This is a genomic window from Mesorhizobium sp. M0139, from assembly GCF_040322455.1.
GTDB lineage: Bacteria > Pseudomonadota > Alphaproteobacteria > Rhizobiales > Rhizobiaceae > Mesorhizobium.
In genome coordinates this window covers 25,913-52,317 of the sequence record NZ_JAMYTN010000020.1, presented here as the reverse complement: position 1 = coordinate 52,317, position 26,405 = coordinate 25,913, and the positions used below count along the sequence as shown (strand labels likewise).

The following is a 26,405-nucleotide window of genomic DNA, read 5'->3' as shown; positions in this document are numbered from 1 at the left end:
TCCGTCAGGCCCGCCTGGCGGAGATTTTGCTATGTGCGATTTTAGGCCGCGAACCGATACGGCGCGCTGCTTTGAAGGAATTCACGCGGATGTCGCTGCTCCAAAGCCGCTATGCAGTTTTGGGTGACACGCATGGGCTTGCTTGATCGGCGGCCGGACGGCCGGCATGCCCGGGCCAGGCTGGTTCGCCCCTTGCCGCCTCCGCCGGCTCGAAGGCCGGCGACCAGCGCGTGCGGGTGACCGGCAGCCGCGCCAGCTTGAAGTAGCTGAAATACATCAGGAACGAGCCCATGATGTAAGGGTTGAGGATCTCGACCTCGACGAAGGAGCGGATGAGCAGCAGCACCATCACGCCGAAGAGCACCACCGATTCGGCCTGCCATGCCTTGAAGATCACCGTCGAAACGTGACCATAAAGCGTGCGCAGCAAGATCAGCGACACCATTATCGCGCCGGTGAAGCCGAGCTCGACAAGCGCCTCGACATAGGTGTTGTGGAAATGGAAGCCGGTGCGAGTGGTGATGTAGAATTCGTTCCACAGCCGCTCGGCTTCGGCAAAGCCCTGCACCCAATAGGCGGCATAACCGACGCCGAGGATCGGCGAGCGCTGCGCAGCGTTCCAGCCCTGCTCCCAAAGATATGTCCGCCCGGTGAGTGTCGAATCCTTACCAAAGAGGCCAAGCACGAAGTCCATGAGCCCGAGATTGAGCGCAACAACGGCCACCACGACGACCAGACCAGCGCCGACCACGAAGATCACCCGGCGATAGCGCCGCGACAAAAGCTTGGTCATAGCAAGAAGCGCAATCAGCGCCAGGACCGCCGGTATCGAGGCCATCGAGGTGGCGGAATGCGAGACCACCAGCACAAAGGCCGACAACAGCACCACAGGCACCGTTAGTATGAAGCTCAGCCGACCACGCCGCAGGAAAGTAAGAAAAACGACGGAGAAATAGATGCCAAGCGAGCCGACGAAGCCGACCTGGTTCTTGGAGGCGAAGGCGCCGACGAAGTTGTAGGTGCCGTCAAGCACGTCCTCGGAATAAGCCCCGACCTTGAGCGAATAGAGCAGGACGAAGAATATCCCGATCAGGGCGCCGAGCGTCAGGGTGCGTACGCTGACGGTGCGCGCCGCGACATAGGCGCAGGCAATGTGGGAAAAGTACTGGACCGCGGTTCTGGCGGTGATGCCGGGCGCCTGCGACCAGAAGACGGAGAAGCAGACATAGGCCGCGAACAGCAACGGCAGCCAGGCGCTAGACAACTGCCGCAGGAAGCGCCGGTAGTCGACGAGGATAAGCGGAAGCCAGACGGCGTAGTAGGCCAGGATCAGCACCTGGCCGAAAATGACGGAATAGGAGAACGCCCAGACCGATACGGCCACTGCAAAGGCGCCATAGACCGAGTTCTTCTCGGGGTCGACCAGCAGGGCCTTTGGAATTTTCATCTCAGAGTCCCGGCGACGCGGCCCAAGGTCGGCAAGCCAGACCGGCCGCAAGCCAGCCGGCATGTCCGCAAACAGGGGCGTGCAATAAACGGCATCTCCATTGTGCAGTGCAATATAACCTATCGCACGCCATGCTCAATGGCAAATCCGGTCACCTTGTCTTACATCGGAGCCGTTCACCGTTTTGCGGGAACGACGAACTGCTCTAACCCTTTGTTTTGATGCAATTCCTGTTGGAACCCGTTCACACTTTTCGTGGAATTGCTCCAGCGAACAGGGAGAGGTCAGCCGGTAGCCCACCCAGCACGGCAGCTCTGATCAGGCGAGGAGAACACACTACCACAGCGCCCCGCCGGTGATCTGGATGTTTTCCATGGTGATGCCCTTGGCCAGATCCGAGCACAGGAACACGGCTAGAGCCGCGATTTCCTGCGGCTGCAGCATGCGCTGCTGGGGATTGCCCTTGGCGATCTCGGCCATCGCTTCCTCGGCGGTTCTGCCGTTGCCCTCACGCTCGACCACCTGCGCCACGTTGCGGCGCATCAGTTCGGTCTCGACCCAGGTCGGGCTGATCATGACGCAGGTGACACCGTGCGGGGCGCCTTCCAGCGCCACGCAGCGGGTAAGACCGAGCAGCCCGGCCTTCGAGGCGCAGTAGGCCGGGTTGTCCTTCCAGCCGACGGAAGCCGCTGTCGAGCCGATGTTGACGATACGGCCCCAGCCGCGCTCGATCATGCCGGGCAGCACAGCTCGGGTGACGCGGAACGCTCCGCTCAGATTGGTGTCGACGATCTTGTCCCACAGTGCGTCGGAATGGCCGCAGACCGGCTGTTCGGCGGTGGTGCCCGCGGCATTGACCAGTATGTCTCCCGGGCCGATGGCGGCCTGCGCGTCAGCCGCAAACCGGTTGGTCACATCGCTGTCGCGGACATCGAGATGGGCGGCATAAACCCTGGTGCCGTGTGCCGACAGGGCCAACCGCACGCGCTCGATTTCATCGGCGCCGGGATAGTAGGCGGCGTCGGTTCTGTCGGCGCCGGCGGGGGCGATGTAGGAGCCGACCGCTACATTTGCGCCGGCCTGCGCCAACGCCGTCGCAATGGCGAAGCCCATGCCGGAAAACCCGCCGGTGACGATCGCACTGCGGCCGGAAAGGTCTGTCATGGGCAGTGAATCTCCGATGCCGACGTTTGATGCCATAGTCTTAGACCCAGCCCGGTGACGAGCGCTACCTTGCCTGCAGCGCTGGTCACCACGTCGCTAAAGCGGTTTGCCCAGCCACTCGCGATAGAAGCCTTCGAGATCGGGTTCGAAATCATGCACGATCGGATAGCCGGGTGCTGCCGCCTCGACCTCGTGCATGGTGCCGCATTGCGGGCAGATGAATTCGCGGATTTCCATCCATTGCGGATCGGGGATATCGCTGTTGGGATAGATCTCGCGCAGCGCTGCCTCGGTGTTGCGCACGTTGATCGCGGCCTTGAGCTTCCAGTTCTTGCGGTAGTCGCCGAAGGAGTGGCCGCATTCGCAACGGGTGATGCGCTCGTCGCCGCTCTGGCAGATGAACAGGTGATCCGAGACCGGCAGCAGGATCGGGTCCTTCCAGGTGACACGGTCCTGATAGACGGCGAGCATCTTGAAGAAGCGGTCGTCGTCCTTGTAGGCGCTCATGATGCGCTTTGTCTGAGGCCAGGGGAGCTTGCCGGCTGAGAGATCGCCGAGGACTTCCTTGCTGTACGAGGTCATGGCTTTGCTCCCGGCATGAAGATCGATCTGGCGTCGACGGTCCAGAAATCGCTGAAATCCCTGGTGAAGCGCGACGACAGCTTGATCGCGCTGGCATACATTTTCTTCACCTCGGGCGCGAAGTCGGCCTTCTCGACACGGCCGCGTTCGGCAGCGATCCAGTCGGAAACCGGGATCGCCTTGGCCAGACGCTCTCTGCGCATGGCGGCACGACGTTCGACGGTGGCGTCGATATCGGCAACCGGATAACCCTCGGCGTCGTCCTTCAGCACGATGCCGAAAATCTGGATCGCCGCCTGGCGGGTGAGAAAACCGTTCTCGACATCCCAGGCGGTCTTGACCGGATCGCGCTCCAGCACGTCGCCGTAACCGCCGCCACCATTGTAGGAATGGCTGAAGATGTCCCCCGACTTGTGCGGCGAGGTGATGTAGGGGCCTTCGACCACGGCATGGTCGCCGCCGATGTTCTTCTCGTAGTCGGAGACATGCGGATCGATACCTGGGGCATGCGCGAGCGGTTCGCCTTTTGCCGCCAGTTCATGGATGTTGGAATTGCGTACCGCGCGATGCTTCTGGCAGGTCGGCGCGGGATAGCCGCCACACATGCCGCCATTGTCGAATACCCGCGAGGAGTGTTCCGAGGTGTGCAGTCGCAGGTGCGAGGTCTTGTTGATCAGCCAGGTCGAGACGAAGGAACAGCCGCCGCGATATTTGCCGGCGCCCCCTGAATTGGGGACGATCGAGCGGCCGATATAGACCATCGGCATCGATTGTTCCCAGACCTCGATGTTGCCCATGTCGGATTCCGGATTCCAGCCGACATAGGCGGTGTCGAGGCCATCGGCGATGGCCAGCGCGCCGGAGCCGGCGGCGGCGCATTCGAAATGCGCCATGCCGAACGGCGTACCGTACTGGCTTTCGCCGCCCATCTCGATCATCGGGCTGTTGACCTGGCCAACGAAGGCCTCCTCGACGAAGCCGCGCGCGACGAAGCCGCGCGACAAAAGGCGCTGGAACACGCCATAGGCCGGCAGCAGCAGCGCCCAGGATGTGGCGGTCGCCACCATCTCATTGTCGGGGTTGGTCCAGGTGCCGTGCGGCAGCTTCAGCTCGGTCGCCATCCAGGCGCCGTCATTGACCAGGCCCTCGAAATTCATGTGCTGGGTCAAGGTGACGAACATGCCGCCATCCATGCCGGCCGGCGTGCAGTTCATCGAATGGTAGCCCCAGGGCTGCGTGCCCTCGAAGTCCATGGTGATCTTGCCGTCGGTGGTGATCTCCATCTCGATCGGGATGTTGTAGAGCCAGTCGGGATCGCCAAGCAGCTGGAAGCCGGGCTTGCCCGCCGTGACATGGCCGTAGAAGGTGTGGCCACGATAAATGCCGGGCACGGTGAGCTGGCGGGTGCGGGCGAGCTGGGCGCGACGGCCCTCCTCGATGAACTCCTTCGACACCTTCATCCAGTAGTCGAGGCCGATCTCGGAGATCAGCTGCTTGACGCTTTCGCGCATGTCGATGCAGGAGGCGACCTTGGCCTTCTCGTCGAGCACCCAGTAGATCGGCATGCGTAGATTGCGCTCGCAGCGGATGACGTAGTCGCGGCGGATCTCGTCATTCTCGCCGATCTTCTCGGCGCAGACGAACAGGCCTTCGGTGAAGCGCTCCTGCGCCAAGCAGACGTCGCCGCCGGGCGTGATGCCGCCGGCTTCGAGCTCGTGGCAGACCGCACCGGCCCAGCCGACCAGCGTGCCTTGATGGAAGATCGGCACCACGTCCATGACGTCGGGCACCTGCACGGTGCCGATGAAGGCATCGTTGTTGGCAAAGATGTCGCCTTCGCGGATCTTCGGGTTTTCCTCGTAATTGTTCTTGATCATCCATTTGATGAAGCGGCTCATCGTGTGGACGTGGACCATGATGCCGTTGGACAGCGCGATCGCATCGCCCTCGGGCGTATAGATCGCCACCACCATTTCGCCGACTTCGCGCACGCCGGGCGAGGCCGAGATGCGGCGGGCCATTTCGCGGGCCGAGACGCAATAGGCGCGCAGCTTGGTGTGCAGCGTCTCGAATTTCAGCGGGTCCTGGTTGCGCAAGGTGAGCTCGGTGATGCCGTCATAGCAGCCGGTCTCTTCCATCAGCCGTTCTGAATCGAGCAATCGTTCGCGAAGGCGCAGGGCCGAGGCAGGTTTGTCCAACATGGCGGTGCCCTCTCAAGAATGGGTGTAGTGCAGCAGCGTCCATTCATCGACATGGACACGGTCCTGCGGATGAACGACGAGCGTCGTCGCGGGATGTTCGATGATGGCCGGACCGATCACCTCATGGCCGGGCTGCAGTAGGTCCATCTCGTAGAGATTGGCCTTGTGCCAGCGTCCCCCGATATAGGCCTCGCGCACGCCCTTGTGCGCTGCTGCCGGGGCCGACTTGCCGAGCGGGCGCTTCAAGAGCACCGGCTTGACCTTGTCGGCGGTGGCGATCAATCCGAGCTCGGTGATGGTGAAGCCGGCTTCGCCATAGCGCGAAACGCGATGGTTGACCTTGGCGTAGCCCGCCTCGAACTCGTCGATGACCCTGCGCATGTCGTCAGCCGAATTGACCTCGGCAAGCGGTGCCATGACCTCGACATCCTCGAGCTGGCCGGTGTAGCGCATCATCAGGAACGGCACGGTCTTGATCTTGTCTCTGATATGGCCGTCGCTGATCATCTCGTCGACCGCCGCCTTGGTGAGATCATTCCAGACGTCGGTGACCTTCTTGCCGAAAGCGAGCAGCTCGTCATCGCTTGCGCGGGCGCCAATGTCGTGCTGCGTCGACACCGAATGCCGACGCATGAAATCGGCGGTGGTGCAGCCGAAGGCCGAGAAGGCGGCGGCAAACTGAAAGGTGATGATGTCCTTGAAGCCGATGCCCCTGGAGCAGCCGGCCAGATGCAGCGGACCCGAGCCGCCATAGGACAGCAGCGTGAATTCCGAGGGATGGATGCCCTGGCCGGAAATGACCCGGCGCAGCGCGTTGTTGGCATCGGCTTCCAGCATGTCGATCATGCCTTCGGCAGCCTCCTCGACCCCGACGCCAAGGATGCTGGAGCATTTTTCCTCAAACGCTTTGCGCGCCTTCTCGACGTGCAAGACGACCTTGCCGCCGAGGAAATAATAGGGGTTGAGGCGCCCGAGGATGGCGTCGCAATCGGCGATGGTGGGTTCGGTGCCGCCCTTGGCAAAGCAGATGGGGCCGGGATCGGATCCGGCACTTTCCGGCCCGAGCGAGACCTTCTTGGTCAGCGGGTCGACCTTGAGGATCATGCCGGCGCCGGCGCCGATCGTGTCGAGATGCAGCGTCGGCACGTTGAGCTTGAAACGGTCCATCAGCGGCTCGTTCTCGATCCGCGTCTGGCCGCGCGAGATGACGCCCATGTCGAAGGAGGTGCCGCCCATGTCCGAGCAGATCAGCGAGTCGTTGCCGATCAGCTTGCCGACATAGGCCGCGCCGAGAATACCGCCGATCGGGCCGGAAATCATGGTTTCGTGCAGGCGCGGATGGTTGATCGAGGTCAGGCCGCCAAAGGACAGCAGCGTCTGCACGCCGTATTTGAAGCCGTATTTTTTCGAAACGTCCTCGATGCTCTTGAGCTGCTTGCGGCCGCGCGACGTCGCGTAGGCTTCGATCAGCACCGAGTTCAGCCGCGACTGTTCGCGGATGACCGGGCGGACCTCGTGGCTGGTGTAGATGAGGATGTCGGCGCCGGCTTTCAGCACCTCCTCGCGGCAGATCTCGGCGATGCGCTTTTCGTGCACCGGATTGACGTGCGAGAAGATGGTCATGATGCAGATCGCTTCGACCTTGTCGGCGATCAGCTTTTTGGCCGCAGCCGAGACCTCATGGTCGTAGAGCGGCAGCACGATGTCGCCGAACTGGTCGATGCGCTCGGTGACGCCATGGGTGCGACGGCGCGGCACCAGCGGATCGGGATGATGGTGGGTCACCGCATGCAGCCGGTCGGCATAGGAATAGTCGGCCCAGGCCTGCAGGCCGCGACCCATCAGGATCATGTCTTCCAGACCCTTGGTGGTGATCAGGCCAAGCCGGCGCCCGGTGCGCGACAACAGGGTGTTGAGCATGCCGGTGCCGGAATAGAGCACGACGTTGACGCCGGAGAACAGCTGCTCCAGCGAGATGCCCCAGGCGTCGGCCGCGTCTTCGGCCGATGCGAGGAAGCCTTCGGCCTCGTTCTTCGGCGTGGTTGCCGACTTGCCGATCTTGAAGTGGCCGTCCTGGTCGACAAGGATCGTGTCGGTCATGGTGCCGCCGGCGTCGATGCCGATGACGATTGGATTGCCGACGATGGGGCTGGTGAGGTTGGGTTGGGTCACGGTCGCCTCAGGATTGCTGTAGGATGGCTCAAGCTAGATTCCTTGGGCGGCCTTGCGCCATATGCCAAAAGACACAATGTCCGCCGGACCGGGATCGCCGAGAAAAGGGCATGCGCATGGGCAATATCTGGGGGCCGCTCGCCAGGGCGATTGCCGCCACCGGTACGGACAGGCATGTCGACTGCCTGATCGACCTGATCGGCGCCGATATCGAGCACGATCTCGTCACCGTGACCCGATATTCGGCGACGCAGACGCCGGAATTCATCAAGCACCGGCGCTTCTCCGACGAGATGGTCCGGCGCTATCTCGACAATTACTACGTCTTCGACCCGTTCTATGCCTCGTGGCGGCGTGAACGCCGGCTGGGCATCCTGCCGCTGAAGCGGCTTGCCGACGACGAGGCCAAGCGCGGCCAGTACATAGCGGGCTTCCTGGCGCAGTCGGAAATCTGCGACGAGGTCGGCATCATGCTGGCCGATGGCGGCGACTGGTGCCTCGGCATCTTCCTCGACCGCTCGACCTCCACCTTCAAGGAGAGCGAGATCGCCCTGCTGGACGAGCGGCTGCCGGTGTTCGAGGCGCTGCATGCACTCGACATTGAGGCGCGGGGGACGGAATTCTCCCGCACATCGGCGCCGACCGGCCCCGGCGCCTCGCCCCGGCAAGAGCCGACTATTCCTGCGAGCCTGTGGCCGGAGCTTTCCTTGCGCGAGCGCGAACTGGTGCAGCTGATCCTCGCGGGTCACCCGACCGCCAACATCGCCGAGCGGCTCGGCATCACCGTTGGCACGGTGAAGAACCACCGCCGCCGCATCTATGAGAAGCTCGACATCACCACCGAAAGAGAACTGTTTTTACAGTTCTTCCAGCACCGCGCGGACGGCTAGGTATCGCCCTCAGTCGTGCAACTGCCTGGAAATCGGCGGGCCGACCGTAAAGCCCGAAAAGGTGACTTCGAAACCCTCGCGCTGCGGCGAGCAGCACATCATGCCGACATCGACGGATTTCGAGACCGGGAAATAGGCCAGCCGCACCGGCTTCCAGTGACTATCGGTGGAGTCCAGATACTGGACGCGGATCGCCTCGGCGTGGCGGGTCAGGCGGATGCGGACGCCGTCGGGGCCGGCCGCGATGGCTACAAGGGACCAATCGGAGGTGTCGTTGGTGACGACGACAGAGAAATACGCCAGCCCGTCGGTGTATTCGATGCCGGCCTTGATCCAGTGCGTTTCGCTCAGCCGCAGCATCAGCCCGGCCTGGTCGTAGAGCACCTTGTAGTCGCCCTTGACGGTGACTTCGGCGCTGAAGTCACCCTCGACCGGCCGATACAGGAAATGGCCATTGTCACGCCAGAAACCGTAAAAGGTTTCGCGCCAGAAGTCGGTTTCCTTGCCGGTGCGCACATGCACCGTGTCGTCGCCGACAACATGATGCGGCGGCGGGTTGAGCCAGGTCAGGTCCTCTTTCGCCGCCGTCATCGGTTCCCCCGCGATCAGCCGGCAAATGTATAGGCCGTCTTTACCGTGGTGTAGAACTCCGCGGCATAGCGGCCCTGCTCGCGCGGGCCGTAGCTCGAGCCCTTGCGACCACCGAACGGGACGTGGAAATCGACGCCCGCCGTCGGCAGATTGACCATCACCATGCCGGCTTCGGAGTTGCGCCGGAAATGCGTGGCATGCTTGAGGCTCGAGGTGCAGATGCCGGACGTCAGGCCGAAGGGGGTGTCATTGGCAACCGCCAGCGCCTCGTCATAATCCTTGACACGGATGACATTGGCGACCGGCCCGAAGATTTCTTCGCGCGAAATGCGCATGGCGTTGGTGCTCTCGGTGAACAGTGCCGGCCTGAGGTAGAAGCCGGGCGTTTCGCGATCGAGCCGCTCGCCGCCGAAAGCGAGGTTGGCGCCTTCCTTGCTGCCGATGGCGATGTAATCCTCGTCCTGCTTGAGCTGGCTCGCATCGACGACCGGTCCTATCTGGGTCTTGGTGTCGAGCGCATCGCCGATGACGAGCTTTTCCAGGCGCTCCTTGAGCGCGGCGACGAAGCGGTCGTGAATGCCCTCGGTCACCACCAGGCGAGAAGAGGCCGTGCAACGCTGGCCGGTCGAGAAATAGGCGCCGTTGATGGCGCATTCGACCGCCGTGGCGAGGTCGGCGTCATCAAGCACGACCATCGGGTTCTTGCCGCCCATTTCGAGCTGGAACTTGCGCATATGCTCGACGCTTGCGGCGGCGACGCGTTTGCCGGTGCCGACCGAGCCGGTGAAGGTGATGGCGTTGAGGTCGGGGCTGTCAAGCATGGCCTGGCCGACCACCGAGCCCTTGCCCATGACCAAATTGAGCACGCCTTTCGGCAGGCCGGCGCGGTGCAGGATGTCGACGATGGTCCAGGCGCTCTCCGGCACCAATTCGGCCGGCTTGAAGACGATGGTGTTGCCGTGGGCCAACGCCGGCGCGATCTTCCAGGTGGGGATGGCGATCGGGAAATTCCACGGGGTGATGATGCCTACCACGCCGACGGCTTCGCGGGTGATCTCGACGCCGACGCCCGGGCGCACGCTGGGCACCAATTCACCCGACAGGCGCAGCGTCTCGCCGGCGAAGAAGTCGAAGATCTGGGCGGCGCGGATGGTCTCGCCAATGCCCTCGGCCAGCGTCTTGCCCTCTTCGCGCGACAGCGCGCGGCCGATCTCGTCCTTGCGCGCCATGATCTCGTCCGACGCCTTTTTCAGCACGGCGTGGCGCACCAGCGGCGCCGAACGCGACCAGGCCGGGAAGGCGGCTTTGGCCGCCGCGATGGCCTGCTTTGCCTGCTCGGCGCCGGCCGAGGCATATTCGCCAACGACATCGCCCGTGTTCGAGGGATTGATGTTGCGCGAGCCGGCCTCGCCCACCCACTCGCCATCGATCAGATTTTTACGAAACAGGCTCATGTCGCGGTTTCCTTGTATTGGTTCGCTGGGGGTGCCGTATGCCTGAATCATTTATCAGACAAATGACGACACTGTGAGGGCTGAAATCTAGCTGCGGACTGGATAGCCGATGGCGCGCGGCTATGAAAGCCGCGACCTCAAGATGGACAATATGAAGCGGCCCTGTCAGGTCGGAAAAGTCCAGAACAGGCAAGCCAGCGTCGCCGCGGCGAAGATGACGAAGAACAAGCTCCTGAGCAGGATGTTGCGGCGCAGCTCGTTCATGGTGAAATGGCTGCCAACGATGGCCGCGGCGAACAGGAAACGCCAGTTCAGGAGCGCCCACAGCACGCTGCTCTGGCCGAAAGCCCAGCGGGCGACGAGACAGCCGACAATTGTGGCGAACAGGGCAATCACCGCCCAGAACAGCGCATCCGCAGCATGGGTCAAGACGATGCCGGCGGCGCGGATCGGCAGGATCATCATCAGCATGGCGCCGAAAAAATAGACGGCGGCGAGCGGCAGGAACGACCCGGCATCGGCGATGCCGTCCAGCCGCCTCACCCCGATCGCGCCATAGGGATAGCCGTGCCTGGCGACCGCCAGGCTGAGCGCCATGAGCAATGCGGTGAGCACCGCGACCAATGCGAATGTAATGAGGGCCTTGCTCATGCCGTTCCTTGCTTTGAGGCCCTGTCAGAGCCGAATCACGAGGAACGATTTTAGCGCACGGTCCGCGATTGCGCGTCAGCTTTGCTGAGCGTTCCGCTCTTCACCGGTCGCTGTTTTCGAAGGCCCCCATGCCTTGCGCGATCAGATTGGTTGCCATGACAAGCGAAACGATGGCTGCGGAGTTGAAGATCACCACCCACCATTTGCCGCCGGTCAGGAAGCCGTAGCCGTCGGCGACCGCCAGTCCCCAATCGGCTGAGGGAGGCTGGATGCCGAGGCCGAGGAAGCTCAGCGTGGCGATCGAAAAGAAGGCGTAGCCAAGCCTTGTGACCAGCTCGATGAGGATGGTTTCCCTGACATTAGGCAGGATCTCGAGGAACATGATGGAAAGAGCGCTCTCGCCGCCGAGACGAGCGGCGCTGACATAGTCGCGTTCGCGCTGCTCGCGCACGGCGGCACGCACCGTCCGTGCCACCAGCGGGGCATAGGCGATGCCGATCACAAGGATGACGGTGAGGTTCGATGGCCCAAGCGCGACCAGCGCCATGGTGACGAGGACGATGAAGGGAAAGGCCATCAGCGTGTCGAGCAGCCTGGCGCCGATGGCGTCGATCAGCCCGTCGAAATAGCCGAGCACGAGGCCAAGCACGCTGCCGGCGGCAACGCCGAGCAGTGTTGCTGCCGGCGCGACCAGCAGGATGTCACGCGAGCCGACGACGATGCGCGACAGCACGTCGCGGCCAAGTTGGTCGGTGCCGAACCAGTGCGCGGCATCAGGCGGCGCCAGCATGACGAGGAAATCCTCGGCATAGGGATCGTAGGGCACAAACAGGCTGCCTAACACGGCGCAGCCGACCCAGAACAGCAGGATCAGCGATCCAACGATCACCGAGGGCGGCAGCTGCGAAACAGTCTCGCGGATGCGACTTGCTGCCCGCCAGCCCAGCGTACGGCGCTCCGGCAATTCCATCAGTTCCATCATGGCGAAACACGGCGGCGCTGCCGCGGATCGAGCAAGGCATTCACGAGATCGCCTGCCGCGGCCGACAGCACGAAGATGGTCGCCATGACCAGCACGCCGGCTTCGAGCATCGGGAAGTCACGCGACTTGGCGGCGTTGAGCACCAGATTGCCGAGACCCTGTATGCCGAACAGCGCTTCGATCACCACCAGCCCGCCAAGCATGTAACCGGTCTGCGTCGCCAGCACGGCGATGGTCGGCGTCAGCGCATTACGCAGCACGTGCCGGATGAGGATTTCGCGACGCTCAAGGCCTTTCAGGACGGCGGTGCGCGTATAGTCGGCGGCCAGCGCCTCGATCACACCGGCCCGCGTCATGCGGGCGATGTAGCCGGCAAGGTTCAGCACCAGCGGCAGCGCCGGCAGGATCAGATAATAGCCACTGACCCACAGCCCGGCGCCATCGGGAGCAGCGCCGGTGATCGGGAACCAGTTCAGCCACAGGCCGAAGACGATGAGCAACAGCAGGCCGGAGACGAAGTCCGGGACGATGCCGAAGGACACGCCGGCGAGTACGATCAGGCGGTCGACAAAGCGGCCCTGGTTGAGACCGGCGACGATGCCGGCGCCGATGCCCAGCGGCAACAGAAAGACGAGGATAATTCCGGCAAGGGCCGCCGAGCGCTTGAGGCTTTCCAGAACGAAGGGCGCCACCGGCAAACGCAACGACAGGGAGGTGCCGAAGTCGCCTGACAGCACGCTGCTGAACCAGTGCCAGTATTGCACGAGCACCGGCTGGTCGGCGCCGAGCTGCCTGTTCAGCGCCGCGACGGCCTCGGCATCGGCGAACGGCCCGAGCATGAGGCGGGCGACATCGCCGGGCAGAACCTGCCCGGCGAAGAACACCAGCATGCTGACCAGCCACAGCGTGAGCAGAAGCGAGGCTGCCCGCACCGACACAGTGCGGCCGGTCAGCATCGGATTTTGGTGCCCGGAGTGGCTGGACGTCTCGCAATCATGCCTGGGCGAACGTCACGCGATCGAGCAGCAGATGCGAGATTGCCGTGAAGCGGACGCCCTCGACCTTCGACGAGACGATGCGGCTGTATTGCGAGAAGTAGCTGATGATCAGCGGCGTCTCGTCCAGCAGCAAGGTCTGGATCTTGCCCGCGGCAAGGCGTTGCGCCTGAAGGTCGCGGGCCTTGCCGTATTCGAGCAGCAGCCCGTCATAGGCCGGGTTGTTGAAATGCGCGGCGTTCCAGGCGCCCGAACTCTTCAGCGTCGCGTTGAGGAAGATGTCGGGCGTGCCGCGATGGCCAAAATCGGTAATGCCGAGATTGGAATCGAGCCATGGCGACGAGCCGAACTTCGCCGAGCCATAATAGGCGTCCTGCGGCAGCACGTTGAGCTTGATGTCGATGCCGGCCTTCTTGGCAAAATTCTGGATCAGCACGGCATAATCGGGAATGTCATAGGCGCGCTCGGTGGTCAGCGTCACCGGGAAGCCGTTCGGCACGCCGGCCTCGCCAAGCAGGCGCTTGGCCTCGGCGATGTCCTGCTTGCGCTGCGGTACCGACGGATCGGCCGAGGGGAAGATCGGCGCGAACGGGGTGTCGTTGCCGACGATGGCGCGGCCCTTGAGCAAGCCCTTGACCACCGCCTCGCGGTCGATGGTGAGCGCCAAGGCGCGGCGGATGCGCTTGTCGGTGAACGGCGCCTGGTCGGTCCTCAGATGCACCTCGTCATGCGAACTTGCCTGGACGCTGAGCAGCTTGAAGTTGGGATTGCCCTCGATCGCCAATTCCAGCCGGGTCGTGCTCGGGATGACGTCGAGCTGGCCGGCCTGCAGCGCCAGCACCTGCGCCTGCTCGTCGTCGAAGAACTTGATTTCGACGCGGTCGGGCAGCGCCTTGTCGCCCCAATAGTCAGGGTTGCGCACGAAGCTGGCGCCCTGCTTGGGGCGGAAGGATTCGAGCTTGAACGGGCCGGTGCCGTTGAAATTCTTCTCGAAATCGCCGGCATAGTCGGCCGGCAGGATGACGGCATTGTAGACGTCGGAGGAGACATAAAAGGGGAAGTTGCTGTTGGGCCCGTCGAGGTCGAAGGCGACTGTCTGGTCGTCGACGACCTTGGCGCCGCCCTTGGACAGGATGCCCTTATAGGCCGACAAAGCGGACGAACCGCTGGCCGGATCGACCAGCCGCTCGAAGCTCGCCACCACATCCTTGGCGGTGACGGTGCGGCCGTCGTGGAATTTCACGCCCGGCCGCAATTTGAAGGTCCAGCGGCTGGCGGTCTCGTCGGCCTCCCACGACAGAGCGAGCTTGGGCTGCAGACCGTCCTTGGGATCGTCGAGGATGAGATATTCGCCGACCTGGCTGATGACGCCGATGCTGGCCGGATCGGTGATGGAGACGGGATCGATCGCCTTGGTCGGCTGTCCGAGCCCAACGCGGACCGTGCCGCCGGCGCCGGCAGCGCGCGCCGTGCCGAAACCAGCAAGTCCCTGCGAGGCGGCAAAGCCGGTGAGGCCGATCAAGGCTGCGTATTTCAGCAGATCGCGGCGCTTGAGGAAGCCGGCCTGGTGCTCATCGACGGCGACGTTCCAGATGTCGCCGGACAGATTGCGAAGCGTATCGATGTCGTTGCGTTTGGTCATTTTGAAACCCCTGTCTGAAATGACTGTTGAATGGCTTAAGCGACTGGTTCGCCGTCGAGATGGATGCGGTCGACGGCTTGCGGGTAAAAGGCGATGAGGCCCCTGATCTTGGGCATTTCGGCAATGGGATCGCGGTAGCTCCAGGCGACATCGGGGCTTACCGAGCCGTCGGCGCGCCGGCCCGACCAGTAGGAGGCGATGCCCTTGTAGGGACAGCGCGTCGTGCTGTCCGAAGCGGTCAGCCGGTCGAGCCTGACATCGTCCGGGTGCAAATAGAAACGCGTCGGCAGATGCGTTTCGAACAGAAGCACCGGGCGATGGCTGTCGGCGATCAGTTCGCCGTCGAACCAGATCTGGACGTGGCTTGAACTCTGCAGCACATCGATGCGTGCGTATGGATCGCGGGCGTGGACGAAGACTTCTTCCTCCTCCTCGAACCATTGGTCGACCGCTTTCCAGGTGAAGGCGATGCGGCCGGCCAGTGGCGACAGGCTTTCATCCGGCGGCGCGACAAGCGACCAGGCCGCATTGGGAGAAGCTTTCGATCCCGTCTCCAGGTCCCAATAGGTGGTTTCGCCGCCGACTGGATGCGGCTGGCGATGCTCGGACGGCTTCAAGAGCGAGCGGTCCACCGAGGAGGCCGGGAAGAAATAGATCGGCAGAAAATGGTTGGAGCGTAGCACCAGGACGTTGCGGCTGTCGGCGATGGTGCGGCCGGCGAATTTGACCCGAATGCGCTTGGGGCTGTGCAGAACATTGATGAGCTGCGGAGCCGTGGCTTCGCGGGGCTGAAGTTTTGGCGCTGCGGTCATATCAGTTGCCCCAAGTCAGGATACGGCGCGCACATTGTCGCGCTGTTCGGCGAAGCGGTTGGCCGGCCGAGCCAGGCCGAAACGGTCACGCAGCGTCCCCGGCGCATATTCGGTGGGGAATACGCCGCGGCGCTGCAGTTCCGGCACGACCTGCTCGGCAAAATTCACCCAATCCTCCGGGAGCAGCGGGAACATCAGGTTGAAGCCGTCGGCGGCACCTGCCTCGAACCAGTCCTGCAGCTGATCGGCGATCTGGTTGGGCGTGCCGACGACGGTCGGCACCGAACCGCTGTTGGCGAGCTTGCGAGCGATCTCGCGCAGAGTGAGGTTCTGCTTCGACCATTCCTTGACGCGATTGAGCGAGGTGCGGCCGCCATTGAAGGTGCTCTCGTCCGGCAGCGGCGGCAGCGGGCCGTCCGGCGGATATACGGAGAGATCGACGCCGCTCCAGCTCGAGAGAAGGTCGATGCCGACCCGATCGGGAAGCAAGCTCTGCAGATAGTCCTGCCGCTCGCGTCCCTCCGCTTCGGAAGCTGCGACGATCGGCAGGATGCCCGGCAGAATCTTGAAGCTCTCGGGCTTGCGGCCATAACGGGCGAGGCGCTCGTCGATGTCCTGCCTATATTTGGTGCCGTCTTCCTTGGTGCTGTAGATGGCAAAGTGCGCATCGGCGTGCGCGGTAGCGAAATTCTTGCCGTCTTCGGACGAGCCGGCCTGGACGATCAGCGGATGGCCCTGCGGCGGGCGCGAGACATTGAGCGGTCCGCGCACCTTGAAGTGCGGGCCCTTGTGGTTGATCGCATGGACCTTGTCGGGATCGGCGAAATAGCCCGATGCCTTGTCGATAAGCAGAGCTTCGTCTTCCCAGCTGTCCCACAGTGCCTTGACGATATCGAGGAATTCGGTGGCGCGCTCATAGCGAAAGGCGTGCTCGATATTGCCGTCGCGGCCGAAATTGCGGGCCTCCTCGTCCATGGCCGACGTCACCACATTCCAAGACGCCCTGCCCTTGCTGATATGGTCGAGCGAGGCAAACATGCGGGCGACATTGTAGGGCTCGCTGTAGGAGCTTGAGGCGGTGGTGATGAGGCCGATATGCCTGGTCACGCCGGCAAGCGCCGACAACAGCGTCAGCGGTTCCAAGCGGGCATTGGCGTAATGGGCTACGCCGCTCTGTACGGAATCCCAGATCGCGACATGGTCGGCGACGAAGATCGTATCGATCCTGGCGCGCTCGGCAGACTGGACGAGATCGCGGTAGAAGTCGAAGTCGAGCACTTCGCGGCCCGGCGCGCGCGGATGGCGCCACGACATGCGATGATCGCCCTGCGGATTGAAGAAAAACGCGCTGAGGATCATGTGGTCGCGTGCCATGCCGGTCTCCTTGCAGAACTGCTTCAGGCGACCGTCGCGATGCCTCGACCGGCTGCGACAATCTCTCCTGAGCGGTGAAAGGTAGATTGCGCTCCAGCTTAATTCGAGTAATTTTATAGAGATTGTGCGGCGCGAAAGCGGAAGCGATTGCCCTCGAAGACCGCGCCGAAAGAAAGTGGTTTCAGCAAGACATGTCGTCATCGGTTCTGAACGTCGAGCAGCTCACCGTCGCCTATGATGGACGCCGGGGATCGCATCCGGCCGTCAACGGCGTGTCGCTCGCCATCGGCGAAGGCGAAGCGCTCGGCCTTGTCGGCGAGTCCGGATCGGGCAAGAGCTCGGTGGCTCTCGCTATTCTGCGCTATCTGCCGAGTAACGCCCGGATCGCCGCGTCGGCGCTCGAATTCCAGGGCCGCGAGATCCGCGATCTTTCCAGCGAGCAGCTTCGCCGGCTAAGGGGTGACCGCATCGCCGCCGTCTACCAGCATCCGGGCGCCGCACTCAATCCGGCCATGACGATCGGCCGGCAGATCACCGAAACGATCATGCGGCATCGCCCGGTTCGGCAGGACGAAGCACGCACCCGCGCCGCCGAGCTGCTTGGCCGCGTCAGGGTGAGCAATCCGGAACGAGTGCTCGACCTCTACCCGCATGAACTCTCCGGCGGCATGCAGCAGCGCGCCAACATTGCCATCGCGATTGCGCTCGACCCGTCGCTGCTGGTGCTGGACGAGCCGACGACGGCGCTCGACGCCAGCGTCCAGTCCGAGATCATCGCCATCCTGCAGGATTTGCGCCGCGACCACAAAACCAGCGTCTTGCTGATCAGCCACGACATCAACATGGTCCGCCGCGCCTGCGACCGGGTGGCCGTGATGCAGTCGGGAACAGTCGTCGAAAGCGGCGTCGCCAACGATGTCTTCGAAAACCCTGTTCATGCCTACACCAAGGCGCTGATCGCCTCGATCCCGGCGCTCAACTTTACCAAGCGCGACGGCAGGCTGGCTGAGATGCACACAACCGGCCCGTCGAAGCCTGTCCGCAGCGATCAACCGGAAGCCGCGCGTCCGATCGCCGTCGCCTGCAAAGGCGTCAGCCACGCCTTCGGCCCCCAGCCCGTCCTGCACGATATCGGCCTGGAGATAGCCCAGGGCGAGACATTCGGGCTGATCGGCGAATCCGGCTCCGGCAAGTCGACATTGGCCAGGATCGTGGCCGGCCTGCAGACGCCGGACGCTGGGTCGGTCGAGCTGTTCGGCAGCACTGTCGCGCCGCGCGTCGAGAAAAGAAGCCTGAGCGAACGGCGCGACGTGCAGATGGTGTTCCAGTCACCCGACCGCACGCTCAATCCGCGCCAGCGGATCGGCAGGATCCTCGGCCGTCCGCTGCGGCGGCTCGCCGGCTTTGGCCGCAGCGAGGTGAAGCAGCGTGTCGCCGATCTCCTGGCCTCGGTTCGTCTTGCCGCTACGACCGTGGACCAGAAGCCGAGATCGCTGTCTGGTGGCCAGCGCCAACGGGCGGCGATTGCGCGCGCCTTTGCCGGCGTGCCGAAGCTCGTGGTGTTGGACGAGCCGACCTCTGCGCTCGACGTTTCCGTGCAGGCGACCGTGCTCAATTTGCTCAACGACCTGCAGCGCGACAAGGACACCACCTATCTGTTCATCAGCCACGACCTCAGGGTGGTGCGCTATATGGCCGACAGGATCGGCGTGCTCTATCGCGGCCGGCTGGTCGAGACGGGGTCATCCGAGCAGATTTTCCGTGGCCCCAACCACCCCTACACGAAGCTGCTTCTGGCCGCGTCCTCGGATGAGACGGCGCCGAGGGCTCCGGCTCAGCTCCACGTCGCGGCACACGATGCCGAGACCTCCGGATGCTCCTTTGCCGCCCGCTGTCCTGTCGCGCTGCCCGATTGCCGAAAGGCGCAACCACCCGTCAGGCAGGCCGGCGACGGTCATCTGATCGCCTGCTGGAGAGACGCAAGCAGTCTCTGATTGCGAAGCGGGCAACTGACAAGCCTTCTTTCGAGGAGATGTCCCCCGGCCGATGCGGCCGGAGGACAGGCTTGGGAGGCGCCTGACGTCGGCTGGAAATTTCCGGCGATGGTTTTGACCAGCGTCGATTTGCCGGCGCCATTGTCGCCCGTCAGGCCGAGAACCTGGCCCTCATTGATGTCGAGCGAGACATTGTCCAGCGCGCGAACGGCACCGAAATCCTTCACGATATGTTCGAGACGCGCTAGAACCGTCATCGCATCTTCCCATGCCAATTTGTAAGTTTCTGATACAAATCATCGTTTGAAACTTGGGTCAATGGGCTTGGAGATGCTGAAGATTTATTGCAATGCACCCAACCTAGTTCTTTCAAACCGCCTAGAAATTCTATTAGTATGTCGAGCAAACAAATTGTGGAGAACGACGTGCTGGTGTCGACCGATCTTCGGCCGAACGAAACGCGGGCACTTGCGGCGCTGTTTCGTGCCGGCGCGTCGAGCCGGGCAGCGCTCGCACGCGATCTCGGCCTGACCCGGTCGACCACCGGCGCCCTGGTGCTGGGGCTGACGGAAGCCGGTCTGGCGCGCGAGCGGTCGGATGGAGCGGATGACGAGCAGGATAGCGAGGGTCGGGTCGGCCGTCCCGGTATCCTGGTCGAGATCGACGGCAATGGCGGCTTCTTCCTTGGCGCTTATATCGGCGTCAACTGGATCGCAGTCGTGACTGTCGACCTTGCCGGCGCGCGGCGTGCGAGCGCCTCTAGGGCATTTGCCGGCCCCGGTAGCACGCCCGAAGCCGCGGTCGACATCATCGGGGAACTCGTCGCCGAGATCCGCTCACAATTGCCTGCGGGCACGCGCCCCTACGGGCTCAATGTCGCCGTGCCCGGCTTCCCCGCCGCCGACGGGATTTCATACCATGCCACCATCCTTGGCTGGCACGGGGTCAATCTGGCGGAGCTTTTGCGCACTGCCTTTGGCGCGGACTTTCCAATCCTCTTGGAAAACGATGCCAATGCCGTGGCGGTGGCCGAGACATACCGGGCGCAGCCGGGCAAGGACCATGAGGATGCTCTGGTCATCCTGATCGAGAACGGCGTTGGCGGCGGCATCATCAATGCCGGCAGGCTGCATCGCGGCCGGCTCGGCGGCGCCGGCGAAATCGGGCATCTGCGCATCGGCGACGAAGGTTTTGTCTTCGACGCGAAGCGCCCGGGCCGACTGGAATCCTATGTCGGCAAGGATGCTTTACTGGCTCGCTATTTGCACATAAGCGGACTGCGCGCCGGCGTGGATGAGTTTGTCGCAGCGCTGGCCGCCGGCGATCCGGCAGCCGTTGCCACCGCGCGCGACTGGGCGCTCTGGTTCGGCCGCGGCCTGGCGACACTTGCCTGCACCTTGCAGCCGGAGCGCATCATCCTCTCCGGCTCCGTCAATGCTGTCTATCCCTTTGTCGCCGAGCAGGTGGAAGCTTTCTTGCTGGAGTTCCTGGCTGAAGGTTACCCCGTTCCTACGGTCGAACTGTCGCGCGTCGGGGCCGACGGTCCGGCATTGGGCGCTGCCTGTCTGCTGCATCAGGCAGCTTTGTCGGGCGATCCGCAATTTCAACTTCGCGGCCTCGCCGCGCGCTAATCAGGAGAGATTCCATGCCTCGCAAAGACGAAAAGCGGCTGCGTGTCGGCGTGCTCGGCTGCGGTCCGATTGCCCAGGCGGCGCATTTCGAATCCTGCACCAAGGCACGCAATACCGATCTCTATGCCATCTGCGATGTCGCCGACGATCTGCGCGACAGGATGGCGGCGACCTACGCGCCTGAAAAATCCTATGCCGACTACGGACTGATGCTGGCCGATCCCGATCTCGATGCCGTCATCATCGCGACATCGGACATTTTTCACGTCAAGGCCGCGGAACTGGCGCTCGATGCCGGCAAGCATGTGCTTTGCGAAAAGCCGCTGGGCGTTTCGGTCGAGGAGGTCGAAGGCTTGCGGGCCACGCTCGACAAGAGCGGCAAGGTGCTTCAGGTCGGCCATATGAAGCGCTTCGATCCCGGCATCCAGGCGGCCAAGGCTTTCGTCGACGACGAAATGGGCGAGCGGCTGGCGTTCAAGGGCTGGTACTGCGACAGCACCCACCGCTACCCGATGACCGATGCGGTGCAACCGCTGATCATCACCAGCGCCAAGGCGCGCAAGCCTGCCGTCAATCCCAAGGCGGATCTGCGCCAATACTACATGCTGGCGCATGGCAGCCATCTCCTCGATACGGCGCGCCATCTGCACAGGCCGATCGAGGCGGTCGAGGCCCGGCTCACCGAGCGCTATGGCGCCTATTGCTGGTTCATCACCACCATCTTCGCCGACGGCACGATCGGCCATCTCGACCTGACGGTCGCCGTGCGCATGGACTGGCACGAAGGGTTCCAGATCTATGGCCAGAACGGCAGCGTTCTCGCGAAGACGTATAACCCCTGGTACTACAAGAGCAGCGAGGTCGACATTTTCCGCGAGGCCGATGGCAGTTGGCATCGCACGCTTGGCGCGGATGGCCACTTCTATCGCCGGCAGCTCGAAGGCTTTGCCGATGTCGTGCTGAATGGCGCGCCCATGATCGGCGCCAGCATCGAGGACGGCATCGCCTCGGTCAGGGGCATGGCGGCCATCGCCCGCTCGGCCGCTGCCGGCGGCCGCGCCGTCCGTCTGGCCGATGTCGACGGGGTCGTGTGATGCAGCTTGGGATTTTCGCCAAGACCTTCGCCACCACCGGCGCCTTGCCGGTGCTGCGCGCGGTCGCGGACGGCGGCTACACGGCGGCGCAGTTCAACATGGCGTGCCTTGGACTGCCGTCGATGCCGGACAGCATTGAGCTCGGCGCGGCCCGGTCCGTCGCTAAGGCGAGCGGCGAGGCCGGCGTTTCGATCGCGGCCGTGTCTGGAACCTACAATATGATCCACCCGGATCGCTCGGTTCGTGTGTCAGGTCTTGCTCGGCTGGAGGTGCTGGCTGCGTCATGCGCTGACATGGGCACGCGCCTGATCACGCTGTGCACCGGCACAAGGGATGCACAGGATCCGTGGCGCTGGCATCCCGACAATGCAAGCGAGGCGGCATGGAGCGATCTGCGGACGGAGATGGAAGCGGCGATCGCGATTGCCGAGCGCTTCGACATCGAGCTCGGCATCGAACCGGAACTGGCCAATGTCGTCTCCAGCGCGCGGGCCGCTCGCCGGCTGCTCGACGAGATGAACAGCGCGCGGCTGCGCATTGTGCTCGACCCGGCCAATCTATTCGAAGTGGCGGACAGCGCGGAGCGTCACCGCCTGATCGACGAGGCCGTCGATCTGCTGGCTGCGGAGATCGGCATGGCCCATGCCAAGGACCGCAATGCCGATGGCAGTTTTGCCGCCGCCGGACAGGGCGTCGTCGATTTCCCGCATTTCATCGGCTGCCTAAGAGCCGCCGGGTTCGACGGCCCCCTGATCACGCATGGCCTGACAGAGGCCGAGGCGCCCGGCGTCGGCGCGTTCCTGCGCAATGTCCTGGAAGCGAGCGACGACACGTGAAAAAGACCTTCAGCCGAGATGGCGTCGACCTTGCCTACCGGGAGGTCGGCACGGGCCTTCCCGTCATCTTCCAGCATGGGCTGGGCGGCGATGAGGCGCAGGTGGCCGACGTGTTTCCCGATCTGCCGGTGACGCGGCGCGTGACGCTCGAATGCCGTGGCCAGGGCGGATCCGGCTACGGGCCTGTCGAGCAGCTTTCGATCGCGACGTTTGCCGAGGACGTCGATGCACTGGCCGACGATCTCGGCCTCGGCCCGGCCGTCGTCGGCGGCATCTCGATGGGCGCGGCGCTGGCGCTTCGCCTGGCGGTGCACAGGCCGGCGCGGGTGCGGGCGCTGGTGCTCGCCCGGCCTGCGTGGGTATCCCAGGCTGCACCGGCCAATATGAGGCCCTATGCCGTGGTCGGCGATCTCTTGATGCGGCATTCGCCCCAAGACGCCAGGCGTCTGTTCGATGACAGCGCTGTTGCCGGCGAACTGGCCAGATTGGCGCCGGACAATCTCGGCAGCCTGCAAGGCTTCTTCACTCGCCCGGACCCGGTTCTGTTCGGCAGGCTGCTTTCGGCGATCGCCGGCGATGGTCCCGGCGTGAGCGAGGCGGACATCCGCGCTATCGCGGTGCCGACTCTTGTCATCGGCCATGACCATGACCTCGTCCATCGACTGGAGGACGCACAGACGCTGGCCGGACTCATTCCGTCGGCCCGGCTTTGCACCATCACAGCCAAATCGCAGGATCGCGCCGCCTACCGGCTGGAATTCCGCGCCTGTCTTTCGGAATTCCTGGAACCGCTCGCATGACCGACAAAACGACGGATGAGACCATCGCCGTGGTCGAGATCGGCGGCACGTCGGTCAAAGTTGGCTTTGCCGACCACGGCATCCCGGTGGATTTCGCCCGCACCTACCCGACCGCGCAACTGCGCAAGGGCGCGCCTGTGGCGGGGTTGGCCGATGCGGTCACCGCAGCCTGCCGCGATGCCGGGCTCAAACCTGCACGGGTCGTTGCGACGGTGCCTGGGTTCATCGACCGCGACTTCGACACGGTGCTGCACACGGCCAACATTCCCGAACTGAACGGTATCCGGCTGGGTACGGAACTGGCATCGCGGCTCCGCGTTCCCGTGCGGCTCGAACGCGACGTCGTGCTGCAATTGCTGGGCGAAAGCGTTGCCGGCGCGGTGAAGCGGCAAAAGGAGGTGCTGGCGGTCTATCTCGGCACCGGCATCGGTGCGGCCTATCTCGGCAAGGACGGCATTTTCAGGGGCGGCGGCTGGGCGCTGGAAATCGGCCATATGCCGATCTACCGGCCTGACGAAAGCGGACCGCCAAACCGGGTCGAGACCTACGCCTCAGGGGCAACGCTTGTCGAACTCGCGACAGACTACGATATCCCGGTGGCCGATCTGTTTTCGGCGGCCGGGCAGCCGCCATCGCTGCGCGAATGGCTCGATGAGATCGTCTGGCAGCAGGCGGTGACCATCGCAACGGCAGCCGCTTTGTTTTCCCCGCAGGCGATCCTGATCGGTGGCGGCATTGTCGACATGAAGTCCTATCCCCGCCAGACGCTCAAGCAGCGCATCGCGGACAGCCTGCCGCATTCGCTTGTTGTAGAGCCTCTGGACATACGCTGGGCGGCCCTGGGCTGGCAGGCGGCGATCCACGGCGCGGTGCTGCTCGGTACGGTATGATCGCGGTACTGCCCGCAGCGGATTACTTGATCGTCTTGCCGTCCGCCCCGAATCGATAAGTCTTCCCCGGCTCGGGCGTCGCATACAGCGTCGCGCCCGGCTCCGCGTCGTAGACACCGAAAATGCGCACCGTGATCAGCCCGGCCTTTTCGCAGTCGAGATAGAGGTTGGTGTCGGCGCCGAGATGTTCGGCATGCACCACCGTTCCCTTCCAGGCGCCGGACCTTGGATCCACGGTCAGATGCTCCGGCCGCACGCCGATCGTCTTGGCCGTCTCGCCCAATCTGGCGCCGTCGATGAAATTCATCTTCGGCGAGCCGATAAAGCCGGCGACGAACTCGTTTGCCGGCGAATTGTAAAGCTCCATCGGGCCGCCGATCTGCTCGATCTGGCCGGCGTTGAGCACGACGATCTTGTCGGCCAGCGTCATCGCCTCGACCTGATCATGGGTGACGTAGATCATCGTTGCCTTCAGCCGGCGATGCAGCTGAGCGATCTCCAGTCGCGTGTTGACGCGAAGCGCTGCATCGAGGTTCGACAAGGGCTCGTCGAAGAGAAACAGTTTTGGCTCACGCACCACGGCGCGGCCGATGGCGACGCGCTGGCGCTGGCCGCCCGACAGTTCCGCCGGCCGCCGCTCGAGATACGGTTCCAGCGACAGCATCGACGAGGCGACGCCGATGCGGCGTTCGATCTCCGGGGCGGGCGTGCCGGCCTGCTTGAGGCCGAGGCCCATATTGTTCTTCACCGTCAGATGCGGGTAGAGCGCGTACGTCTGGAACACCATGGCAATACCGCGTTTTGCCGGGGGCGTGGCCGAGACATCGGCGCCGTCGATCACCACCCTGCCGGAGGTCGAATCCTCCAGCCCGGCGATGACCCTGAGCAAGGTTGACTTGCCGCAGCCAGATGGGCCGACGAAGACGACGAATTCGCCGTCGGTCACTTCGAGGTTGATGCCTTTCAGCACCTCGACCGGCCCGAAGGCCTTCTTCACATTCTCGATTACCAGCGAGCCCACGGCTTCGTCCTTGTTCTAGAGTTTGCCCTACTAGAGCTTAACTGGGGCGCCGCTGCGCACGCTCTCATCGGCGGCAAGGCAGACGGCGAGCGATTTCACCGCGTCGTCCATGTGGCGGGTCAGGTCGATGTCTTCCCGGATCGCCTTCAGCACGAAGGCCTGTTCGAGATCGCAGAGGTCCTGGTGGCCGGGTTCGCCGTCCATGGACAGCATCTCGTCCGGCCTGGCGAACTTGCCGTCCGCGCCGGTCGCCGCACTGTGCAGGCGGATGGTCGAGGTCTTGGTGTGGGTGTCGATGTCGTCCGACCTCACACCTTCCTTCATGACGATCGACACGCAGCCATTGGGCGACATCACGTCCTTCACGAAGAACGCCGTTTCCGAAATCATCGGTCCCCAGGCCGCTTCGTACCAGCCGACCGAGCCGTCGTCGAACAGCACCTGCAGATGGCCGTAATTGTACATGGTCGGCGCGATTTCCTCGGTCAGCCGCAGCCCCATGCCGCGCACCTCGACCGGCCTGGCGTCGGTGATCTGCAGCATCACGTCGAGATAGTGCACGCCGCAATCGACGATCGGCGAGGTCGTCTGCATCAGTTGCTTATGCGTCTGCCAGGTCGGGCCTGACGATTGCTGGTTGAGGTTCATGCGAAACACGTAAGGGCCGCCGAGCTTGCGCGCCTCGGCGATCAGCCTGACCCAGGAGGGGTGGTGGCGCAGGATGTAGCCGATCACCAATTTTCGGCCGTTGGCCTTGGCCGCCGCGACGACGCGCTTGGCGTCGGCGACCGTCGTTGCCAGCGGCTTTTCGACAAAGACATGGCAGCCCGCCTCGAATGCCTTCACCGCATAGTCGGCATGGCTGTCGGAATAGGTGGCGATGCAGGCGACGTCCGGCTTTTCATCGCGCAACGCGTCGTCGAAGGAGCGCCTGATGCCATAGCCCGACAGCCCGTCCGGTAACGGCACGTCGGAGCGGTTGATCAGGGCCGCGATCTCGAAGCCCGGATTAGTGTGGTAGGCCAGCGCATGGCTACGCCCCATATTACCGAGGCCTGCGACGACGACGCGAAGGGGCGATTTAGAGGTCACCTAACTACTCCAGATGTTCCAGTTGTTCCTTCTGAGAGGGTGTCACCCCACCCGGCGCTTCGCGCCGACCTCCCCATCGAGGGGAGGTAG

22 protein-coding genes and 1 pseudogene are annotated in these 26,405 nt (G+C 63.7%); 7 read left to right on the top strand and 16 right to left on the bottom strand.

What is annotated here, in order from left to right; genetic code table 11:
• Window positions 1–109: 109 nt before the first annotated feature.
• The 5 genes from NKJ58_RS27225 to NKJ58_RS27205 form a co-directional block, all read right to left on the bottom strand.
• Window positions 110–1,447 carry an O-antigen ligase family protein gene (locus NKJ58_RS27225; RefSeq protein WP_023684240.1) on the bottom strand — a complete coding sequence of 446 codons (1,338 nt, stop codon included), beginning with the start codon at window positions 1,445–1,447 and terminating at the stop codon, window positions 110–112.
• 336 nt (window positions 1,448–1,783) lie between these two features.
• Window positions 1,784–2,611 carry an SDR family NAD(P)-dependent oxidoreductase gene (locus tag NKJ58_RS27220; RefSeq protein ID WP_023746614.1) on the bottom strand — a complete coding sequence of 276 codons (828 nt, stop codon included), beginning with the start codon at window positions 2,609–2,611 and terminating at the stop codon, window positions 1,784–1,786.
• A gap of 96 nt (window positions 2,612–2,707) precedes the next feature.
• Entirely contained in the window at window positions 2,708–3,193 is a 486-nt protein-coding gene (locus tag NKJ58_RS27215) for an acetone carboxylase subunit gamma (protein ID WP_023729650.1), read from the bottom strand.
• On the bottom strand, window positions 3,190–5,394 hold the full coding sequence (locus NKJ58_RS27210; protein WP_352854206.1) for a hydantoinase B/oxoprolinase family protein: 2,205 nt from the start codon (window positions 5,392–5,394) through the stop codon (window positions 3,190–3,192). Before NKJ58_RS27210 ends, NKJ58_RS27215 begins: the two co-directional genes overlap by 4 nt.
• Window positions 5,395–5,406: 12 nt before the next feature.
• A complete protein-coding gene (locus NKJ58_RS27205; protein WP_352854204.1) occupies window positions 5,407–7,566 on the bottom strand; it encodes a hydantoinase/oxoprolinase family protein in 2,160 nt (719 codons plus the stop codon).
• Window positions 7,567–7,676: 110 nt separating this feature from the next.
• On the opposite strand from NKJ58_RS27205, the gene NKJ58_RS27200 reads away from it, so the two are divergent.
• The gene (locus tag NKJ58_RS27200) at window positions 7,677–8,456 is read left to right on the top strand and encodes a helix-turn-helix transcriptional regulator (RefSeq protein ID WP_023806175.1); all 780 of its coding nucleotides are present in this window, start codon (window positions 7,677–7,679) and stop codon (window positions 8,454–8,456) included.
• Between the two features lie 9 nt (window positions 8,457–8,465).
• On the opposite strand, the gene NKJ58_RS27195 is transcribed toward NKJ58_RS27200, so the two are convergent.
• The 8 genes from NKJ58_RS27195 to NKJ58_RS27160 form a co-directional block, all read right to left on the bottom strand.
• Window positions 8,466–9,047, bottom strand: a complete 582-nt coding sequence (locus NKJ58_RS27195; RefSeq protein ID WP_023755594.1) for a DUF1349 domain-containing protein — start codon at window positions 9,045–9,047, stop codon at window positions 8,466–8,468.
• 14 nt (window positions 9,048–9,061) lie between these two features.
• On the bottom strand, window positions 9,062–10,501 hold the full coding sequence (locus NKJ58_RS27190) for an aldehyde dehydrogenase family protein (protein WP_023684246.1): 1,440 nt from the start codon (window positions 10,499–10,501) through the stop codon (window positions 9,062–9,064).
• A gap of 165 nt (window positions 10,502–10,666) precedes the next feature.
• Window positions 10,667–11,152 (bottom strand): hypothetical protein, encoded by a 486-nt coding sequence (locus NKJ58_RS27185; protein ID WP_023694218.1) that lies wholly within the window; start codon window positions 11,150–11,152, stop codon window positions 10,667–10,669.
• A gap of 100 nt (window positions 11,153–11,252) precedes the next feature.
• Window positions 11,253–12,134, bottom strand: coding sequence for an ABC transporter permease (locus NKJ58_RS27180; protein ID WP_023707792.1), 882 nt, complete (start codon window positions 12,132–12,134; stop codon window positions 11,253–11,255).
• Complete coding sequence (locus NKJ58_RS27175; protein WP_031196280.1) at window positions 12,131–13,090, bottom strand: ABC transporter permease; 960 nt, start codon at window positions 13,088–13,090, stop codon at window positions 12,131–12,133. The genes NKJ58_RS27180 and NKJ58_RS27175 overlap by 4 nt, the downstream gene beginning before the upstream one ends.
• Window positions 13,091–13,127: 37 nt before the next feature.
• Window positions 13,128–14,771: an ABC transporter substrate-binding protein gene (locus tag NKJ58_RS27170; protein ID WP_023738076.1), complete on the bottom strand. Its 1,644-nt coding sequence runs from the start codon at window positions 14,769–14,771 to the stop codon at window positions 13,128–13,130.
• A 35-nt stretch (window positions 14,772–14,806) separates the two neighbouring features.
• Window positions 14,807–15,583 carry a DUF427 domain-containing protein gene (locus tag NKJ58_RS27165; protein ID WP_023715545.1) on the bottom strand — a complete coding sequence of 259 codons (777 nt, stop codon included), beginning with the start codon at window positions 15,581–15,583 and terminating at the stop codon, window positions 14,807–14,809.
• 15 nt (window positions 15,584–15,598) lie between these two features.
• Complete coding sequence (locus NKJ58_RS27160; RefSeq protein ID WP_023819494.1) at window positions 15,599–16,957, bottom strand: LLM class flavin-dependent oxidoreductase; 1,359 nt, start codon at window positions 16,955–16,957, stop codon at window positions 15,599–15,601.
• A 191-nt stretch (window positions 16,958–17,148) separates the two neighbouring features.
• Here NKJ58_RS27160 and NKJ58_RS27155 point away from each other — a divergent pair, with 191 nt between their 5' ends.
• On the top strand, window positions 17,149–18,951 hold the full coding sequence (locus NKJ58_RS27155; protein ID WP_352518582.1) for a dipeptide ABC transporter ATP-binding protein: 1,803 nt from the start codon (window positions 17,149–17,151) through the stop codon (window positions 18,949–18,951).
• Window positions 18,952–19,028: 77 nt separating this feature from the next.
• On the opposite strand, the pseudogene NKJ58_RS27150 reads toward NKJ58_RS27155, so the two are convergent.
• Window positions 19,029–19,208 (bottom strand): annotated as a pseudogene (locus NKJ58_RS27150) (ATP-binding cassette domain-containing protein); the annotation flags it as partial.
• Window positions 19,209–19,346: 138 nt separating this feature from the next.
• Between NKJ58_RS27150 and NKJ58_RS27145 the strand changes: the two are divergent.
• Genes NKJ58_RS27145 through NKJ58_RS27125 form a run of 5 tightly spaced genes read left to right on the top strand, consistent with a single transcriptional unit; the run spans window position 19,347 to window position 24,202 of the window.
• Entirely contained in the window at window positions 19,347–20,582 is a 1,236-nt protein-coding gene (locus NKJ58_RS27145) for an ROK family transcriptional regulator (protein ID WP_352518583.1), read from the top strand.
• 14 nt (window positions 20,583–20,596) lie between these two features.
• Window positions 20,597–21,676: a Gfo/Idh/MocA family protein gene (locus NKJ58_RS27140; RefSeq protein WP_023668836.1), complete on the top strand. Its 1,080-nt coding sequence runs from the start codon at window positions 20,597–20,599 to the stop codon at window positions 21,674–21,676.
• Window positions 21,676–22,512 carry a sugar phosphate isomerase/epimerase family protein gene (locus NKJ58_RS27135; RefSeq protein ID WP_023668837.1) on the top strand — a complete coding sequence of 279 codons (837 nt, stop codon included), beginning with the start codon at window positions 21,676–21,678 and terminating at the stop codon, window positions 22,510–22,512. The genes NKJ58_RS27140 and NKJ58_RS27135 overlap by 1 nt, the downstream gene beginning before the upstream one ends.
• Window positions 22,509–23,312, top strand: coding sequence for an alpha/beta fold hydrolase (locus NKJ58_RS27130; protein ID WP_023715544.1), 804 nt, complete (start codon window positions 22,509–22,511; stop codon window positions 23,310–23,312). The genes NKJ58_RS27135 and NKJ58_RS27130 overlap by 4 nt, the downstream gene beginning before the upstream one ends.
• Complete coding sequence (locus NKJ58_RS27125; protein WP_352518584.1) at window positions 23,309–24,202, top strand: ROK family protein; 894 nt, start codon at window positions 23,309–23,311, stop codon at window positions 24,200–24,202. The genes NKJ58_RS27130 and NKJ58_RS27125 overlap by 4 nt, the downstream gene beginning before the upstream one ends.
• A 22-nt stretch (window positions 24,203–24,224) precedes the next feature.
• Here NKJ58_RS27125 and NKJ58_RS27120 read toward each other — a convergent pair whose 3' ends face one another.
• Window positions 24,225–25,223 (bottom strand): ABC transporter ATP-binding protein, encoded by a 999-nt coding sequence (locus NKJ58_RS27120; protein WP_023668840.1) that lies wholly within the window; start codon window positions 25,221–25,223, stop codon window positions 24,225–24,227.
• A 30-nt stretch (window positions 25,224–25,253) separates the two neighbouring features.
• A complete protein-coding gene (locus NKJ58_RS27115) occupies window positions 25,254–26,315 on the bottom strand; it encodes a Gfo/Idh/MocA family protein (protein WP_023745183.1) in 1,062 nt (353 codons plus the stop codon).
• Window positions 26,316–26,405 lie beyond the last annotated feature (90 nt).

Coding starts and splice junctions, on each gene's coding strand:
- NKJ58_RS27225 (WP_023684240.1), bottom strand. CDS start 1,447: ATGAAAATTCCAAAGGCCCTGCTGGTCGACCCCGAGAAGAACTCGGTC.
- NKJ58_RS27220 (WP_023746614.1), bottom strand. CDS start 2,611: ATGACAGACCTTTCCGGCCGCAGTGCGATCGTCACCGGCGGGTTTTCC.
- NKJ58_RS27215 (WP_023729650.1), bottom strand. CDS start 3,193: ATGACCTCGTACAGCAAGGAAGTCCTCGGCGATCTCTCAGCCGGCAAG.
- NKJ58_RS27210 (WP_352854206.1), bottom strand. CDS start 5,394: ATGTTGGACAAACCTGCCTCGGCCCTGCGCCTTCGCGAACGATTGCTC.
- NKJ58_RS27200 (WP_023806175.1), top strand. CDS start 7,677: ATGCGCATGGGCAATATCTGGGGGCCGCTCGCCAGGGCGATTGCCGCC.
- NKJ58_RS27195 (WP_023755594.1), bottom strand. CDS start 9,047: ATGACGGCGGCGAAAGAGGACCTGACCTGGCTCAACCCGCCGCCGCAT.
- NKJ58_RS27190 (WP_023684246.1), bottom strand. CDS start 10,501: ATGAGCCTGTTTCGTAAAAATCTGATCGATGGCGAGTGGGTGGGCGAG.
- NKJ58_RS27185 (WP_023694218.1), bottom strand. CDS start 11,152: ATGAGCAAGGCCCTCATTACATTCGCATTGGTCGCGGTGCTCACCGCA.
- NKJ58_RS27180 (WP_023707792.1), bottom strand. CDS start 12,134: ATGATGGAACTGATGGAATTGCCGGAGCGCCGTACGCTGGGCTGGCGG.
- NKJ58_RS27175 (WP_031196280.1), bottom strand. CDS start 13,090: ATGCTGACCGGCCGCACTGTGTCGGTGCGGGCAGCCTCGCTTCTGCTC.
- NKJ58_RS27170 (WP_023738076.1), bottom strand. CDS start 14,771: ATGACCAAACGCAACGACATCGATACGCTTCGCAATCTGTCCGGCGAC.
- NKJ58_RS27165 (WP_023715545.1), bottom strand. CDS start 15,583: ATGACCGCAGCGCCAAAACTTCAGCCCCGCGAAGCCACGGCTCCGCAG.
- NKJ58_RS27160 (WP_023819494.1), bottom strand. CDS start 16,957: ATGGCACGCGACCACATGATCCTCAGCGCGTTTTTCTTCAATCCGCAG.
- NKJ58_RS27155 (WP_352518582.1), top strand. CDS start 17,149: ATGTCGTCATCGGTTCTGAACGTCGAGCAGCTCACCGTCGCCTATGAT.
- NKJ58_RS27145 (WP_352518583.1), top strand. CDS start 19,347: ATGTCGAGCAAACAAATTGTGGAGAACGACGTGCTGGTGTCGACCGAT.
- NKJ58_RS27140 (WP_023668836.1), top strand. CDS start 20,597: ATGCCTCGCAAAGACGAAAAGCGGCTGCGTGTCGGCGTGCTCGGCTGC.
- NKJ58_RS27135 (WP_023668837.1), top strand. CDS start 21,676: ATGCAGCTTGGGATTTTCGCCAAGACCTTCGCCACCACCGGCGCCTTG.
- NKJ58_RS27125 (WP_352518584.1), top strand. CDS start 23,309: ATGACCGACAAAACGACGGATGAGACCATCGCCGTGGTCGAGATCGGC.